Below are 14,870 nucleotides of genomic sequence, written 5' to 3'. Positions count from 1 at the left end.
TTGATATGGATAGGTGGTCAAAAGATGAAAGAACATTTCTCAAAAATATTTGGTTTAAACGATAGGGAAGAAGTTGAAGAAGTAAAAGAACTTCCACTAGATAAAATTGTCCCAAGTCCTTACCAACCGCGTACTATTTTTGATGATGAACGTATTGATGAGTTATGTCAAACGATAAAAACGCACGGAGTTATACAGCCTATTATTGTACGTATACAGCAAAACGGAGACATGTATGAAATTATTGCTGGGGAGAGAAGGTTTCGTGCAGTACAAAAGTTAGAAATGGTAACCATCCCAGCGATTATAAAGCAATTTAACGATACACAAGCAGCTTCTATTGCACTAATCGAAAATTTGCAAAGAGAAAATTTAACTTCCATAGAAGAAGCAAATGCATATCATAAATTAATAGAATTACATCATTTAACGCAAGAAAGTTTAGCGCAACGTCTGGGAAAGAGCCAATCTACTATTGCTAATAAACTTCGCTTATTGCATTTATCTGATGTAGTAAAAGAAGCATTGTTGCAGAGGAAAATTACGGAAAGACATGCTAGAGCTTTATTATCATTACAAACAGAAGAACTGCAAAATAAAGTATTAAGCGAAATAATTGAAAAAGAATTGAATGTGAAGCAAACGGAAATGAGAATTAAGTTTTACAACCAAGTTAATGAAAACAAAAAGAGTAAAAGGATTTCTTTCTCAAAAGATGTTCGTTTAGCTGTGAATACAATTCGTCAATCTATTGATATGATTTCAAGTTCGGGAATGAATGTAAAAACAAATGAAAAAGATATGGGTGAACATTACGAAATAACGATAAAAATTGAGAAACAGAAATGATTATAGTAATAGAGTATGTTAAAATAAACAATATAGTCAGATTGCTTGAACAATAAGCAAATTAAATAGAGAGAAATGAAAAAATTCATTCTTTCATTATAAGTAGCTAGCGTTTATAGATATCTATAATTGAGCAGAACATCGCCATTTGCTTCTACTTCAAACAAGCAAATTTGTATGTAACGATGGTATGGAAGATTTAGCATTAGCCGCTATTTTACCTGAATGAGATCCCAATTTTTAAACCCACCTCAAGTTAACTACTACTGGGTGATGGGTCATAACAATATGAATTTTGAGGTGTTTAGTTTGTCGAAAATTGTAGCAATAGCTAATCAGAAGGGCGGAGTAGGAAAAACAACGACGTCGGTTAACTTAGGTGCTTCATTGGCTTCACTAGGCAAAAAAGTTCTTCTGGTAGATATAGATCCACAGGGTAATACAACAAGTGGTGTAGGCATTAATAAAGCGGACGTTGATCAATGTATATACGATGTCATTATTAATGATGTAGATCCAATCGATACCATTGTGGATACTGAATTAGACAATTTAAAAATTATACCTGCAACGATACAATTAGCGGGAGCAGAAATTGAATTAGTACCTACTATATCTAGAGAAGTCAGACTGAAAAAATCTTTATCGCAAATAAAAGATAAATATGATTATATTTTAATAGATTGCCCACCTTCTTTAGGGATTTTAACGATTAATTCATTAACTGCTTCAGACTCTGTTATTATTCCTATTCAATGTGAATATTATGCGCTCGAAGGTTTAAGTCAGTTGTTGAATACGATTAGATTAGTACAAAAGCATCTCAATACAGCTTTGCAAGTAGAAGGTGTTTTGTTAACAATGTTGGATGCGCGTACGAATTTGGGAATACAAGTCATTGAAGAAGTGAAAAAATATTTTCAGCACAAAGTGTATCAAACGATAATACCACGAAATGTGAGATTAAGTGAGGCTCCCAGTCATGGTCAAACGATTGTAACATATGACCCCAAAAGTAGAGGAGCACTAGTATATATGGATTTGGCAAAGGAAGTGATAGCCGATGAGTAACAAAGGACTCGGCAAAGGATTGGATGCATTAATTTCTACTTTAAGTGTAAATGAAGATGATAATATTGTTGAAATACCACTAACTCAATTAAGACCGAACCCTTTTCAACCAAGGAAAACATTTAAAGATGAAGCGATAAATGAATTAGCATCTTCTATAAAAGAGCATGGTGTATTACAGCCTATTATCGTTAGATCTGTATTGAAAGGGCACGAAATTATTGCAGGGGAGAGAAGATGGAGAGCTGCACAAGCTTGTAATCTCGCAACGATACCTGCAGTAGTAAGAAACTTTAATGATCAACAAGTTACAGAAATTGCATTGATAGAGAATATTCAGCGTGAAGATTTAAATTCGTTGGAAATCGCCCAAGCTTATCAACTGATGATGGACCAATTTTCCTTGACACAGGAAGAATTATCTACAAAAGTAGGGAAGTCGCGTTCTCACGTCGCTAATTTTTTGAGGTTATTACAACTTCCAGACGAAATAAAGCACCATGTTTCACGTGGAACAATTTCTATGGGACATGCTAGAGCACTTGCAGGAGTAAGTGATAGTGCAACAAAAACGAAGCTAACTAACTTAATTATTAGAAATCGTTGGAGTGTTAGAGAGTTAGAAGAAGCAATACAAAACATGTCCACTAAGAAACAAAAAACAAAGAAAAAAGCGGCTAAAACAGAAGAGAAACAAGATCCATTTATTCATAGTATAGAGCATGAGTTGAGAAATAAATTTCAGACTGCGGTGAAAGTGAAACATCAAAACACCAAAGGTGTAATTGAATTTTCTTACTACTCTCAAGATGATTTGGAGCGCCTTTTGGAAATACTACAAATTAGTGTGGATTAATTTCAAACTTTGAAATGAAGAATGAACATATTTAAAATACGCAGGAAAAAATATGAACGCCCTATGATGGTGAAGTTAGTTTGCATTGCCATTTATGATGGGCGTTTCATTTTTATTCAAAGAGGAAATGATGATATATAAAGATCGATGTACTACTATTATTTTAAGCATGTAAACATAGAAAGGATAAGGAAGTATGAGCGTTATTTATTTGGATCATGCGGCTTCATCTTGGCCTAAACCTGCTGGAGTAGTAGATGCGATGGTCGAAGCAGTAACAACGTATGGAGCAAACCCAGGAAGAGGAAGTCATCAATTAGCTGTACAGGCAAGCAGAAAACTGTTCCAAACTAGAAGTAACATTGCGAAGCTATGTCACATTAGAAATCCAAACGACATTGTATTTACTAAAAACACAACAGAAGCATTAAACCTAGCTATCTTAGGCTTTGTAAAAGAACAAGATCATGTTGTTTGTACGACGGTCGAGCATAATTCCGTAAGAAGACCGCTTGAGCATTTGAAGCAGCAAAAAGATGTATCCGTCACTTATGTTCAAGGAGATAAACAAGGACATGTAGACGTACAAAAAATAAAAGAAGCCATCAACAGTAAAACTGCATTAATTATATGTAGTCATAGCTCCAACTTATTAGGAACGATATCACCTATAAAAGAAATAGGTGCGCTAGCCAAAGAAAAAGGGATTGTATTTTTAGTAGATGCAGCTCAGACGATAGGGGTTTTACCTATTGATGTGGTGGATATGAACATCCATTTATTAGCCTTTCCCGGTCATAAGTCATTATTAGGGCCGCAAGGAACAGGGGGATTATACGTTCATAATTTGATAGATTTAGAGCCTATTTTGTATGGTGGGACAGGGAGTCAATCGGAATTGATTCACCAGCCAACGGTACGTCCTGATCGTTATGAATCGGGTACCGCCAATACACCGGGTATAGCAGGTTGGAATGAAGGTGTTTTATATGTACAAAAAAAATCAATACAACATATATACGATCACGAGTGGAAATTGACGGAAGAGATGATGAGGGAATTAAATAAAATAAAAGGGGTTTCGTTGCTAGGACCGAGCATAGATGAAAAACGCACCGGGGTTGTTGCGTTTCAAATGGAGGGGATGGATGCATCAGAAGTAGCATTTATTTTAGATCAACATTATAGCATCGCAGTAAGATCGGGATATCATTGTTCACCCCTTGCACATGAAACAGCAGGAAGTATAGATAACGGAGCCATTAGAGCAAGTGTTGGATATTGTACAACTGAAGAAGAAGTAGAATCACTCATCAGAGCGGTAAAAGAAATAAGTCATGCTTATTAGGTTTGAGTTTCATGATCTAATATCTCTGAAGTATATGATGGTGTCGAACGTTTGAGCTGATGAATCACTCTTATTAGCGACTCAGAAATGACGTTAGCAATGTTGATGACGAGGTGTAATCTTGTATTTTGCAATACGAATATTTCCATAAAGCCAGCCACATTCACTACACCTGTTATATGCATATGACCAACAGGTGGCAACTTTTTCTTCACACCTGCACCTGGCTTAATTGGCCCTTGTCCAATAATAATATGACCGATACTAGATATTTGACCTAAACATGCATCAATAGCGATAATATAAGAGTGTGGATGTTGTTGATGAATCATATTTAGTTTGTCTTCTAAATTTACGGCATGGATGGGATCTTCTAGAGTTCCATAGACAGGAACAGATGATGAAATTGACTTTAATTGACTCCCTACAAGTGGTCCAAGGCAGTCTCCTGTAGATCGATCAGAACCAATGCAAACCATAATAATTTCTTTAGATAAAGTCACATTTAATAGATGAGACAACATTCTTTTTTCTACTTCTTCGATCGTTTTTGGTAAGGAATGATCTATTTTAAAAGGTTCTATTTCCTTTTTAGATGGCAAACGAAATAAAGATAAATCCATATTAACCCTCCAATATTATTATGTATATAAAGAAACATTGAATAGTCTTTTATAGTATATGGAATTATTCTATGAAATATACGAATGACAACATATTAAATAGTAATAAAGTAAACTTGTGTTGAAGTTTACGTAAAACAGCCAAATATAAAAACATATAAACACAGCAAACAAGCTGCATATCGTTTTCTTCACTGTGTGAACTGTAGCATGTTAAAATACTACTTATTTAGTGGATAAAATTATAGAACATCGTTACACTATAGTTATCATTTAATAAGGGTGGTAACCATGTTTAATATTATTATTGCATTTGACTCGACGCAGCAGGCATTACTGGCTGAAATGGTGCTGGAAAATGAAGATGTTGAGATTGATACATTGCCGACACCCAAAGAAATAACAGCTGGTTGTGCACTTTCTATCGCTTTCCAAGAAGTAGATATAGATGAAGTAAAACGAATTTTAGTAGATGAAAACGTACAAATAAGAGGGTTATTTCTCCAAGATAACGATACATACAGACCGTTGACATAATAGAGTAGAAGGAGATGATAAGCGATGACAAATGAAAAAAAATATGGATTACATGATGTTGTGCAAATGAAGAAAGGTCATCCATGCGGAAGTAATGAAATGAAAATTATACGTATGGGTATGGATATACGTATAAAATGTGTAGGTTGCGGTCACAGTGTACTTATCCCTAGATCAAAATTTGAAAAGAAAATGAAAAAAGTATTACATGCTGCTACCCCAGAAGAAAATGAGGAATAATATTTCATGCTACTATAATCAGCTTAACATGTTAAGGGCTGAGGTACTTAGGGTTTGTTGTTTTATGATATAACATCTGTGCCCTCCATTGCTCTCATTCACTTCCTATGCTAAAATATTTTTTGTTGCAAATTTGGAAAGGTACCCAAGAGGCTTAAGGGGGCTGACTCGAAATCAGTTAGGCGTTCGTGAGAGCGTGCGTGGGTTCAAATCCCACCCTTTCCGCCACATGTTGACTTATTTATCATGCATTCATGTGATCAATGCTACCAGATGGACAATAGTATCCACCTGGTTATCACCCATTCCATTCCTCATCATAAGCTAATCATTTCTTATTTAAGATTTTATCTTCATGTAAGCAACACCAATATTAATTTTCTCTTTGTTTTCGCTTCCACTTTCGATTGTGATTGGTGGTCTCCGGGAAAGCATCTCCTTTTTGCAAAAAAGTCATTTTGGGATCCGTTATACCCATATGAAACGCTTTTTCTCCAATTTCGATATATCTTCCGTCGTTGGGGACTTTATCGCCTGGCTCAAATTCCGTTTTTTCACCCATGTACAGGATCACTTCCTTTCATTTTCATAAAGATATAAGAATAAGAAATAACGATGCACAAGTTTACGTCTCAGTAGCCAGACGTAAAGGTTGATGTAGAAATTTCTTTATCTTATGCTTAGCGGTAATAAGTTGTTTGAACAACAAGTTCATTCAACTTATCTATAAGATGGAGAAATCACGGGATATAAGTTTACGTCTCAGTAGCCAGCCGTAAAGGTTCTCATCTTGAAATTTCTCCATCTTATGATTAGCGGTAATAAGTTGAACAAATTCATTCAACTTATATATAGTTTTTCAAATACATAAAAATATATGTATGTAAGCTGTTGTAGCCTTGTATAGCGCAGAGCTACATGTTCTTAATGGGCGTAACTTCTGTAACTTCTTTATATTCCATTCCTCTAATTTAAATAGCTTTTAACAAAAGTATTGCAAAAAATCATCACATATAAATTGTTCAATATGGTTCTTGCTATTGCCTATAAAGTTTGGTATAGTAATTGAATGTGAGCAAGTTGGCTCCTTGCTATCATACTCATGATAGCCGTTAGTCCAAAGGGAGGTGAATTAGATGCGTAAATACGAGTTAATGTACATTATGATGCCTGATCTTGAACAAGAAAAGGTGGATACAACGGTCGAGAGATTCCGGAAAATTATCGAAGATGGTAATGGAACGATTGAAAAACATGACTTGATTGGAAAACGTCGTCTAGCTTATGAAATTGATAAGATCAAAGACGGTATCTACACTAACGTTTTCTTTACAGGTACGACTGAAATCGTAAACGAATTAGATCGTGTAATGCGAATTTCAGACGATGTTATTCGTCACTTAATCATTAATGATGTTGCATCATAGGATAAATTACTGAGCCATCGTTAGATCAACGTCTATCGATGATTTGGAGGGGATGTAATTGTTGAATCGTGTTATTTTAATAGGAAGACTAACTAAAGATCCAGAATTACGGTATACACCGTCTGGAGTAGCTGTTACACAATTTACACTAGCCATTGATCGCCCATATAAAAATCAGCAAGGGGAAAAAGAGGCTGATTTTATACCAGTTGTAACATGGAGACAATTGGCTGAAACATGTGCAAATTATTTGGGTAAAGGCAGACTTGTTGCTGTTGAAGGTCGCTTGCAAGTTCGTCATTATGACAATAATGAAGGGCGAAGAGTGTATGTAACAGAAGTTGTTGCAGACAACGTTCGATTCTTAGAATCAAGCACAGCGAAACCGCAAAACAATAACAACATGGATCCTTTTGGAGAACCACCAGCGGAGAGATCTTCTTTTAACGCGAATCAAAATCAAAGCAATCCTTTTTCAGATGACGGTAAGCCTATAGACATTTCAGATGATGATTTACCATTTTGATAATCTAATATAGAAAGGAATGAAGATCGAATGTCAGCTCAAGAAAGAAATAATGAGTCCAGAGAAAGAAGATTCAATGGACGTAGACGTGGTAAGCGCCGTAAGGTTTGCTTTTTCACAGTAAACAAAATCGAATACATCGATTACAAAAACATTGATTTGCTGAAAAAATTCGTAAGCGAGCGTGGTAAAATTCTTCCTCGTCGTGTAACGGGAACTAGTGCAAAATATCAGCGTCAATTAACTAAAGCGATTAAAAGAGCTCGTCAAGTAGCTTTATTACCATACTCATCTGAGTAATGGATAGATAAAAATATAAGCAGTCTGGTATTTTACCTAGCTGCTTATATTTTTTTGTTTATATGAATATAAGTTGATTGAACTTGTTCAATAACTTATTACTGCTAATCATAAGAAGGAGAAATATCAACACCACACCTATACGGCTGGCAACTGAGTCGTAAACTTGTATTCCATCATTTCTCATCTTATATATAAGTTGATTGAACTTGTTCAATAACTTATTACTGCTAATCATAAGAAGGAGAAATATCAACACCACACCTATACGGCTGGCAACTGAGTCGTAAACTTGTATTCCATCATTTCTCATCTTATATATAAGTTGATTGAACTTGTTCAATAACTTATTACTGCTAATCATAAGAAGGAGAAATATCAACACCATACCTTTACGGCTGGCAACTGAGTCGTAAACTTGTATTCCATCATTTCTCCTTCTTATATATAACATCTACATTGCAATACATGACGAAAGTTACATATTCATGTAGATAGTAGCACTAAGGCTTGTTGTAAGAATAGATCATACATGTGATCAGCATAATAATGTGCATATATGTTATAATCATGAGGTATCCAGATATCATAAACAATTAGTCGAAGTAAGAGGTGAATGCGTTGCATCCAAGAGTAAAAAGCTCTTTGGTATGGAGTATAGTATTTATCATATGTATGTTTTTTTCTTACACTACATTGATTTTATTTATTCCTATGATTCCATTACTAATATTAAGATTGAATAATAATATACGCTCCTTCTTGACGTATTATATAGTGAGTGTGTTGTTGTTAGCTTTTATTTTTTCAGACATATTAAGTTTGTATATATCTCTAACTGTATTACTTCCTGTGTTAGTCATGGGGAGGATGTATCATAAACATGAAAAAGCTTTCCCTGCTATCGTGTCAGGTGTCATTGTACTCATCGCTGAGGTCATGGTCGGTATATACATTTTATTTTTATCCGGCATTAGCATTGCGCAAGAAATAGAACAGTTTTTCAATGAGAATATGATGGAGGCTTTACCTGAGCAATTTATGGGTATGCTTTCACCTGAAATGGTTAGTATGTATGCTTCTATGATTGCACAACTTATACCGCTGTTTGTTGTTTTATATGCTGTCACAATGATTACACTGGTTCATGCGATAGCGAAACAAATTTTAAAAAAGATAGGAATGCCATATTACGAATTAAAGCCTGTTCGTGAGTGGATGTTGCCAAGATCGTTTGTACTCTGGTACTTTTTATTTTATGTGATCTATTTATTTTCTTCTACTGACAATAATCAACTGTCTTATTTTTTACTTAACATCATGAGCTTGGCGATGATTACATTTTCTATCCAGGCTATTTCGTTCTTCATGTTTATTGCGAGAAACAAAAGATGGGCTAAGGTCATTCCTTTTTTGGTATTATGTGTGATGTTGATATTCCCTCTTATTATCATGATCATAAGCCTTGTAGGACTTTTAGACACTGCTTTTCCAATTCGAAAGCAATTAAAGAAATGAAACGAATTTCATTTGTATGAGGAGCGTATTACATGCCTAAATATTTCAAAACCCGTTGGCGTGATAATTACAACATAGCTGTTAGCGTTTTTATTCTGCTCATTAGTTCATTGTTCATTTATATAGATTGGATGATTGGCATTGTTGTTCTCATTTTAGGGGCAACCATTATTTATTATTCGTATCTAAAAGAAGTGAAGTTCAATGAACAGATAGAAGATTATATTTTAACTTTATCTCATCGAATAAAAAAAGCAGGCAATGAAGTATTTGATCATATGCCAATAGGTGTCATTTTATTTAATGACAAATGGGAAGTGGAATGGCATAACCCTTTTGTAAAACAAATTTTTAACGAAGATCATTTGTTGAATCAGTCTTTACATGCTTTAATTCCAGAATTAGAACAAACAACAGAGTGGAAAGAACCTATACAACTTCAGTTTTCTAATCAACGGTATTATCAAGTTGAAATGAAGCTCGAAGAACGATGTATGTATATAATAGATAGAGATGATTATACGCAGCTATTAAAGCGTTACGAAAATGAAAAATTAGCTATTGGTATCATTCAATTAGACAATATAGATGAAGTATCCCAAGGCATGAATGATGAAGAGCGCAGTATTATTAGTGCAAAGTTAGCGGGACTGATTACGCATTGGGCTAATGAACATAAAATGTATATTCGTCGTATTGCCGCTGATAAATATTTAATCATCTTAGTACATGAAGCGTTAGTAAACCTTCAAGAAGATCGCTTTTCTGTGTTGGATGATGCGAGGGAATTAACACAAGATTACAAACTACCGGTCACATTAAGTATTGGTATTGCGGCTGGAGATGATAATTTAACAGAACTAGGCAAAGTAGCACAAGCAAGTTTAGATATTGCACTGGGTCGAGGCGGGGACCAAGTGGCAGTTAAAATAGATCAACAACTATCTTTCTTCGGCGGCAAATCTAATGCGATAGAGAAACGAACGAGAGTAAGAGCGCGTGTTATATCTCATGCATTAAGAAACCTCATCCATGAAAGTGAAAATGTAATTATTATGGGACATCGTTTTCCAGACATGGATTCCGTAGGAGCTGCCATTGGTATTTTAAGAGCCGTTAAACTGTGCAACAAAGAAGGTTACATCGTGATAGAGCATGTCAATGAGTCCATAGCGCGATTAATGGATGAACTTAAGAAAGAAGAAGATATATTTAAGTGGATCATTACACCAGATGAAGCCATGCAAATCATGACACAGGGTACGTTAGCGGTTGTAGTAGATACACATAAATTATCTATGGTTGCAGAACCAAAATTAGTGGAAGAGGCAGAACATATTGTAGTCATTGATCATCATCGCCGTGGTGCGGAGTTTATGAATGACGCTGTCCTTATTTATACCGAGCCTTACGCATCTTCTGCTTGTGAATTGGTGACGGAACTCCTGCAATATTTCGATGAGAAGTTGAGATTAAGTGACTTGGAAGCGAATGCCATGCTAGGTGGTATTATTGTAGATACGAAAAGTTTTGCATTAAGAACAGGGTTTAGAACATTTGAGGCAGCCGCCTTTTTAAGAAGGCAAGGTGCAGATTCCACGGTTGTACACCGTATGCTAAAAGAAGATTTACAAGAGTACGTACAAAAAGCAGAAGTGATTAAAAATGCAGAAATATTGCTCGAACACGTTGCCATAGCGACGACGACGCCAGGGCAGGAGCACGCCCAACTTACTGCAGCAAAAGTAGCAGATACATTGCTTAACATGAACAACATTATGGCATCGTTTGTCATTTATGAACGGGGAGACGGTTTGGTTGGAGTAAGTGCAAGGTCTTTGGGTGAAATTAACGTCCAAGTTATTATGGAGCAATTAGGTGGTGGTGGCCATCTAACGAATGCCGCCACCCAAATGGAAGGCACCGTAGAGGAGATCATGGAACAGTTGAAATCGGTAATAGAAACAAAACTAAGAGAAGAGGGGTTACTGACATGAAAGTTATTTTAATGAAAGATGTAAAAGGGCAGGGCAAAAAAGGGGAAGTCAAAAACGTCTCTGAAGGATACGCTCGTAATTTCTTATTTCCGCAAGGACTAGCTAAAGTAGCAACAGACGGGAATGTAAAACAACTAGATCAGCAAAAACAAGCAAATGATAAAAGAAAAGAACAAGAACTTGAAGAAGCAAAGCAGTTTGCAAAGCAATTGGAGGAACTAACGTTAGTCATTCATTCCAAAGCGGGTGAAGGCGGAAGATTATTTGGATCTATTACAAATAAACAAATTGCGCAAGAACTTGCAAAACAAAAGGTAACCATTGAGAAGAGAAAAATAGAATTACCAACACCTATCCGTACATTAGGAGTAAGTAATGTAAAAATAAAATGTTACCCAGGAGTTAGTGCACAACTAAAAGTGCAAGTGGTGGAAGAAAAATGACCGCATTGCATGGGTTAAAAAAAGAGGTACATGCAAATGAGTGAAATGTTATTTGACCGTATTCCTCCACAAAATATAGAAGCAGAACAGGCAGTACTGGGGGCTATATTTTTAGAGAGTAATGCACTAGTAACGGCAATGGAAAAATTAAGAGTAGAAGACTTTTACCAGACTTCTCATCAATATATATATGAAGCGATGATTGAGTTAGGAGAAGAGCAACAGCCCGTTGACCTTGTAACGATAACAACCCGATTACAAGCCAAAAATTTAATGGAAGAAATCGGTGGTGTGACGTACTTAACTCAACTTGCTTCTACAGTGCCGACGGCTGCTAATATTGAACATTATGCAGCAATTGTCGAAGAAAAATCGTTGACTAGAAAATTAATACGTACCGCTACACAAATCGTATCAGAAGGGTATGCAAATGCCGAAGATGTGAGTCAGCTTCTTAATGAGGCGGAACAACGCATTATGGAAATATCCAGTCGTAGAACTTCATCTGGTTTCGTGCAAATTAAAGACGTGCTGATGGATGTTTTTGAAAGAGTGGAGTTCTTATATCAATATAAAGGGACAACAACAGGCATTCCTTCTGGATTTACGGATCTCGATCGGATGACCTCTGGTTTCCAGCCTAGTGATCTCATTATTGTTGCGGCAAGACCATCGGTAGGAAAAACGGCTTTTGCACTTAATATTGCACAAAATGTCGGAGCACGTGCAAAAAAAGGGGTGGCGATCTTCAGTTTAGAGATGTCAGCCTCACAGCTAGTGCAGCGTATGTTATGTGCGGAAGCCAATGTTGACGCCAATAGACTACGAACAGGACAACTGGAAGCAGAAGACTGGGAAAAGATGACCATGGCGATTGGAACACTGGCCGAAGCGGAAATTTACATCGATGATTCACCTGGAATTACCGTTGCAGAAATTCGCTCTAAATGTCGACGTTTGAAGAAAGAAAAAGGTTTAGATATGATTGTCATTGACTATTTACAGTTAATACACGGTCGAGGAAAAAGTGATAACCGGCAACAAGAAGTTTCAGAAATATCGAGAACGTTGAAACAAATTGCCAGAGAGCTAGAAGTACCTGTGATTGCACTGTCACAGTTAAGTCGTAGCGTAGAGCAAAGGCAAGACAAAAGGCCGATGATGTCGGATCTAAGGGAATCAGGTTCGATTGAGCAGGATGCGGACATTGTATCCTTTTTGTATCGTGATGATTATTACAATCAAGAATCAGAGAAAAAAAATATTATCGAAATTATATTGGCCAAGCAGCGTAATGGTCCAGTGGGTACGGTTGAATTGGTATTTTTAAAGAATTATAATAAATTTGTCAATTATGATCGAGCACATGAGGAACAAACACCAATATCGTCATAAAAAACGAACAATTATATGTTGACCAATATAATTGTTCGTTTTTTGTTTGACTTTTTAAATGTCCCTTGATAAACTAAGGAGGTCTGAGCCAACGATAGCTTGGAGAGACGTAGGCAAATTATAAGGTGCAGTTAAACACCAAATGGAGGTATGAAAATGTCAACTGTAGTGGTTGTAGGTACACAATGGGGAGACGAAGGAAAAGGTAAAATAACTGATTATTTGGCTGAGTCAGCAGAAGTTGTTGCCAGATATCAGGGTGGAAACAATGCTGGGCATACGATAATCATAGATGATAAAAAGTATAAATTACATCTAATTCCTTCTGGCATTTTCTATTCAAATAAAGTATGCGTGCTGGGAAATGGAATGGTCATTGACCCTAAAGCACTTTTAGATGAAATAGATTATATTATTGAAAATGGTTTTTCTGTCGACAATCTAAAAATTAGTAATCGAGCGCATGTGATTATGCCTTATCATATTTTACTGGATCGTCTGGAAGAGTCGCGAAAAGGCGATAACAAAATAGGCACAACAGGTAAAGGCATCGGTCCATGTTATATGGATAAAGCAGCGAGAAACGGAATTCGTATAGCGGATTTGTTGGATGCAAAAGTGTTAAAAGAAAAACTCACTTTTATCGCATCAGAAAAAAATAATTTGTTAGAGCAAGTGCATGGTGAAAAGCCTTTAAATATTGAAGAGATGATTCAAACGTATTTAAGTTATGGTGAAAAAATAAAACACTACGTTACAGATACTTCTGTTATCCTTAATGATTCCATTGATGATGGAAAAAGGGTGTTATTTGAGGGCGCACAAGGTGGCATGTTAGATATCGATCATGGTACGTATCCATTTGTGACGTCATCGAATCCGAGTGCCGGTGGAGTCTGCATCGGATCTGGAGTAGGACCGACCAAAATACATCATGTTGTAGGCGTAGCAAAAGCGTACACTTCTCGTGTTGGTGACGGCCCGTTCCCAACGGAGCTTCATGATGAGCTTGGTAATTGGATTAGAGAAAAAGGAAAAGAATATGGCACAACGACGGGTAGACCGCGTCGAGTAGGTTGGTTTGATACTGTTGTAGTAAGGCATGCTCGTCGAGTGAGTGGTATTACAGGTTTAAGCTTAAATTCAATCGATGTGCTTACTGGTCTTGATACCGTAAAAATATGTACGGCATATAAATACAATGATGAGCTTATTGAGTATTATCCAGCAGACTTAAACGTATTGAGTCAATGCGAAGCAGTGTATGAAGAAATGCCAGGGTGGAAAGAAGACATAACAGGAGTAACATCGTTAAGTGACTTGCCTGCTAATGCAAGAGCATATATTGAGCGTATTTCTCAGTTAACGGGTATTCCTATTTCTATCTTCTCCGTAGGTCCAAACAGACAACAAACGAACTTGATTCGACCTATATATGCATAAATGACGAGGAAGATTATTTATCGTAAAAAAGATAAAGAAGATCAAACTCTATACACTTTAAAATGTAATACATTGTAGCTATGTAAATCCTAACGAACAAATCGTTAGGATTTATTTTATGTTTACAGGAATATATTAACATCAACCTCGTCCATACTAGTTAAAGATCATCATTTAACTATATAAGATGAAGAAGTGATGGAATACACAAGTTTACGCCTCGGTAGCCACGCGCAAATGGTAGTGTAGAGATCTCATCATCTTATGCATGGTGGTATAAGTTGGTTGAAAAAATTA

At 36.1% G+C, this 14,870-nt stretch carries 16 protein-coding genes and 1 tRNA gene; 15 read left to right on the top strand and 2 right to left on the bottom strand.

All coding sequences use genetic code 11. The features are described from left to right. The first annotated feature begins 24 nt into the window (after positions 1-24). The 4 genes from noc (at position 25) to D1Z92_RS10345 (ending at position 4,124) form a co-directional block, all read left to right on the top strand. Entirely contained in the window at positions 25-849 is an 825-nt protein-coding gene (gene noc, locus D1Z92_RS10360) for a nucleoid occlusion protein (protein WP_128895597.1), read from the top strand. Positions 850-1,158: 309 nt separating this feature from the next. Beyond that, a complete protein-coding gene (locus D1Z92_RS10355; protein ID WP_128895596.1) occupies positions 1,159-1,920 on the top strand; it encodes a ParA family protein in 762 nt (253 codons plus the stop codon). After that, positions 1,913-2,776: a ParB/RepB/Spo0J family partition protein gene (locus D1Z92_RS10350; protein WP_128895595.1), complete on the top strand. Its 864-nt coding sequence runs from the start codon at positions 1,913-1,915 to the stop codon at positions 2,774-2,776. Before D1Z92_RS10355 ends, D1Z92_RS10350 begins: the two co-directional genes overlap by 8 nt. A gap of 196 nt (positions 2,777-2,972) precedes the next feature. After that, positions 2,973-4,124 carry an aminotransferase class V-fold PLP-dependent enzyme gene (locus D1Z92_RS10345; protein WP_128895594.1) on the top strand — a complete coding sequence of 384 codons (1,152 nt, stop codon included), beginning with the start codon at positions 2,973-2,975 and terminating at the stop codon, positions 4,122-4,124. Here D1Z92_RS10345 and yyaC read toward each other — a convergent pair. Then, a complete protein-coding gene (yyaC, locus tag D1Z92_RS10340; RefSeq protein ID WP_128895593.1) occupies positions 4,121-4,747 on the bottom strand; it encodes a spore protease YyaC in 627 nt (208 codons plus the stop codon). The genes D1Z92_RS10345 and yyaC overlap by 4 nt on opposite strands. Before the next feature lie 291 nt (positions 4,748-5,038). Between yyaC and D1Z92_RS10335 the strand changes: the two genes are divergently transcribed. The 3 genes from D1Z92_RS10335 (at position 5,039) to D1Z92_RS10325 (ending at position 5,752) form a co-directional block, all read left to right on the top strand. Continuing rightward, entirely contained in the window at positions 5,039-5,284 is a 246-nt protein-coding gene (locus D1Z92_RS10335; protein ID WP_128895592.1) for a putative Se/S carrier protein, read from the top strand. A 24-nt stretch (positions 5,285-5,308) separates the two neighbouring features. Then, positions 5,309-5,524 (top strand): DUF951 domain-containing protein, encoded by a 216-nt coding sequence (locus D1Z92_RS10330; protein WP_128895591.1) that lies wholly within the window; start codon positions 5,309-5,311, stop codon positions 5,522-5,524. Positions 5,525-5,659: 135 nt separating this feature from the next. After that, positions 5,660-5,752: transfer RNA gene (locus D1Z92_RS10325), tRNA-Ser, on the top strand. 145 nt (positions 5,753-5,897) lie between these two features. Here the strand turns inward: D1Z92_RS10325 and D1Z92_RS10320 are convergent. Further along, positions 5,898-6,086, bottom strand: coding sequence for a YjzC family protein (locus D1Z92_RS10320; RefSeq protein ID WP_128895590.1), 189 nt, complete (start codon positions 6,084-6,086; stop codon positions 5,898-5,900). A 574-nt stretch (positions 6,087-6,660) separates the two neighbouring features. Between D1Z92_RS10320 and rpsF the strand changes: the two genes are divergently transcribed. The 8 genes from rpsF (at position 6,661) to D1Z92_RS10280 (ending at position 14,573) form a co-directional block, all read left to right on the top strand. Next, complete coding sequence (rpsF, locus tag D1Z92_RS10315) at positions 6,661-6,951, top strand: 30S ribosomal protein S6 (protein ID WP_128895589.1); 291 nt, start codon at positions 6,661-6,663, stop codon at positions 6,949-6,951. Positions 6,952-7,009: 58 nt separating this feature from the next. Continuing rightward, positions 7,010-7,477: a single-stranded DNA-binding protein gene (locus D1Z92_RS10310; protein ID WP_128895588.1), complete on the top strand. Its 468-nt coding sequence runs from the start codon at positions 7,010-7,012 to the stop codon at positions 7,475-7,477. A 30-nt stretch (positions 7,478-7,507) separates the two neighbouring features. Continuing rightward, positions 7,508-7,777: a 30S ribosomal protein S18 gene (rpsR, locus tag D1Z92_RS10305; protein ID WP_128895587.1), complete on the top strand. Its 270-nt coding sequence runs from the start codon at positions 7,508-7,510 to the stop codon at positions 7,775-7,777. A 612-nt stretch (positions 7,778-8,389) separates the two neighbouring features. Next, positions 8,390-9,295, top strand: coding sequence for a DUF2232 domain-containing protein (locus D1Z92_RS10300; protein ID WP_276318875.1), 906 nt, complete (start codon positions 8,390-8,392; stop codon positions 9,293-9,295). Between the two features lie 32 nt (positions 9,296-9,327). Next, on the top strand, positions 9,328-11,292 hold the full coding sequence (locus D1Z92_RS10295) for a DHH family phosphoesterase (protein WP_128895585.1): 1,965 nt from the start codon (positions 9,328-9,330) through the stop codon (positions 11,290-11,292). Next, positions 11,289-11,735 carry a 50S ribosomal protein L9 gene (gene rplI, locus D1Z92_RS10290; RefSeq protein ID WP_128895584.1) on the top strand — a complete coding sequence of 149 codons (447 nt, stop codon included), beginning with the start codon at positions 11,289-11,291 and terminating at the stop codon, positions 11,733-11,735. Before D1Z92_RS10295 ends, rplI begins: the two co-directional genes overlap by 4 nt. Before the next feature lie 36 nt (positions 11,736-11,771). Further along, entirely contained in the window at positions 11,772-13,130 is a 1,359-nt protein-coding gene (gene dnaB, locus D1Z92_RS10285; protein ID WP_128895583.1) for a replicative DNA helicase, read from the top strand. A gap of 156 nt (positions 13,131-13,286) precedes the next feature. Continuing rightward, complete coding sequence (locus D1Z92_RS10280) at positions 13,287-14,573, top strand: adenylosuccinate synthase (RefSeq protein WP_128895582.1); 1,287 nt, start codon at positions 13,287-13,289, stop codon at positions 14,571-14,573. Positions 14,574-14,870: the final 297 nt, after the last annotated feature.

The sequence above is a fragment of the Longirhabdus pacifica genome, assembly GCF_004115085.1.
GTDB classification, from domain to species: domain Bacteria; phylum Bacillota; class Bacilli; order Paenibacillales; family DSM-105158; genus Longirhabdus; species Longirhabdus pacifica.
Note: the sequence above shows the minus strand (reverse complement) of the source record. Positions and strands in the feature narration are given on the sequence as shown.

Coding starts and splice junctions, on each gene's coding strand:
- noc (WP_128895597.1), top strand. CDS start 25: ATGAAAGAACATTTCTCAAAAATATTTGGTTTAAACGATAGGGAAGAA.
- D1Z92_RS10350 (WP_128895595.1), top strand. CDS start 1,913: ATGAGTAACAAAGGACTCGGCAAAGGATTGGATGCATTAATTTCTACT.
- D1Z92_RS10345 (WP_128895594.1), top strand. CDS start 2,973: ATGAGCGTTATTTATTTGGATCATGCGGCTTCATCTTGGCCTAAACCT.
- yyaC (WP_128895593.1), bottom strand. CDS start 4,747: ATGGATTTATCTTTATTTCGTTTGCCATCTAAAAAGGAAATAGAACCT.
- D1Z92_RS10335 (WP_128895592.1), top strand. CDS start 5,039: ATGTTTAATATTATTATTGCATTTGACTCGACGCAGCAGGCATTACTG.
- D1Z92_RS10330 (WP_128895591.1), top strand. CDS start 5,309: ATGACAAATGAAAAAAAATATGGATTACATGATGTTGTGCAAATGAAG.
- D1Z92_RS10320 (WP_128895590.1), bottom strand. CDS start 6,086: ATGGGTGAAAAAACGGAATTTGAGCCAGGCGATAAAGTCCCCAACGAC.
- rpsF (WP_128895589.1), top strand. CDS start 6,661: ATGCGTAAATACGAGTTAATGTACATTATGATGCCTGATCTTGAACAA.
- rpsR (WP_128895587.1), top strand. CDS start 7,508: ATGTCAGCTCAAGAAAGAAATAATGAGTCCAGAGAAAGAAGATTCAAT.
- D1Z92_RS10295 (WP_128895585.1), top strand. CDS start 9,328: ATGCCTAAATATTTCAAAACCCGTTGGCGTGATAATTACAACATAGCT.
- rplI (WP_128895584.1), top strand. CDS start 11,289: ATGAAAGTTATTTTAATGAAAGATGTAAAAGGGCAGGGCAAAAAAGGG.
- dnaB (WP_128895583.1), top strand. CDS start 11,772: ATGAGTGAAATGTTATTTGACCGTATTCCTCCACAAAATATAGAAGCA.
- D1Z92_RS10280 (WP_128895582.1), top strand. CDS start 13,287: ATGTCAACTGTAGTGGTTGTAGGTACACAATGGGGAGACGAAGGAAAA.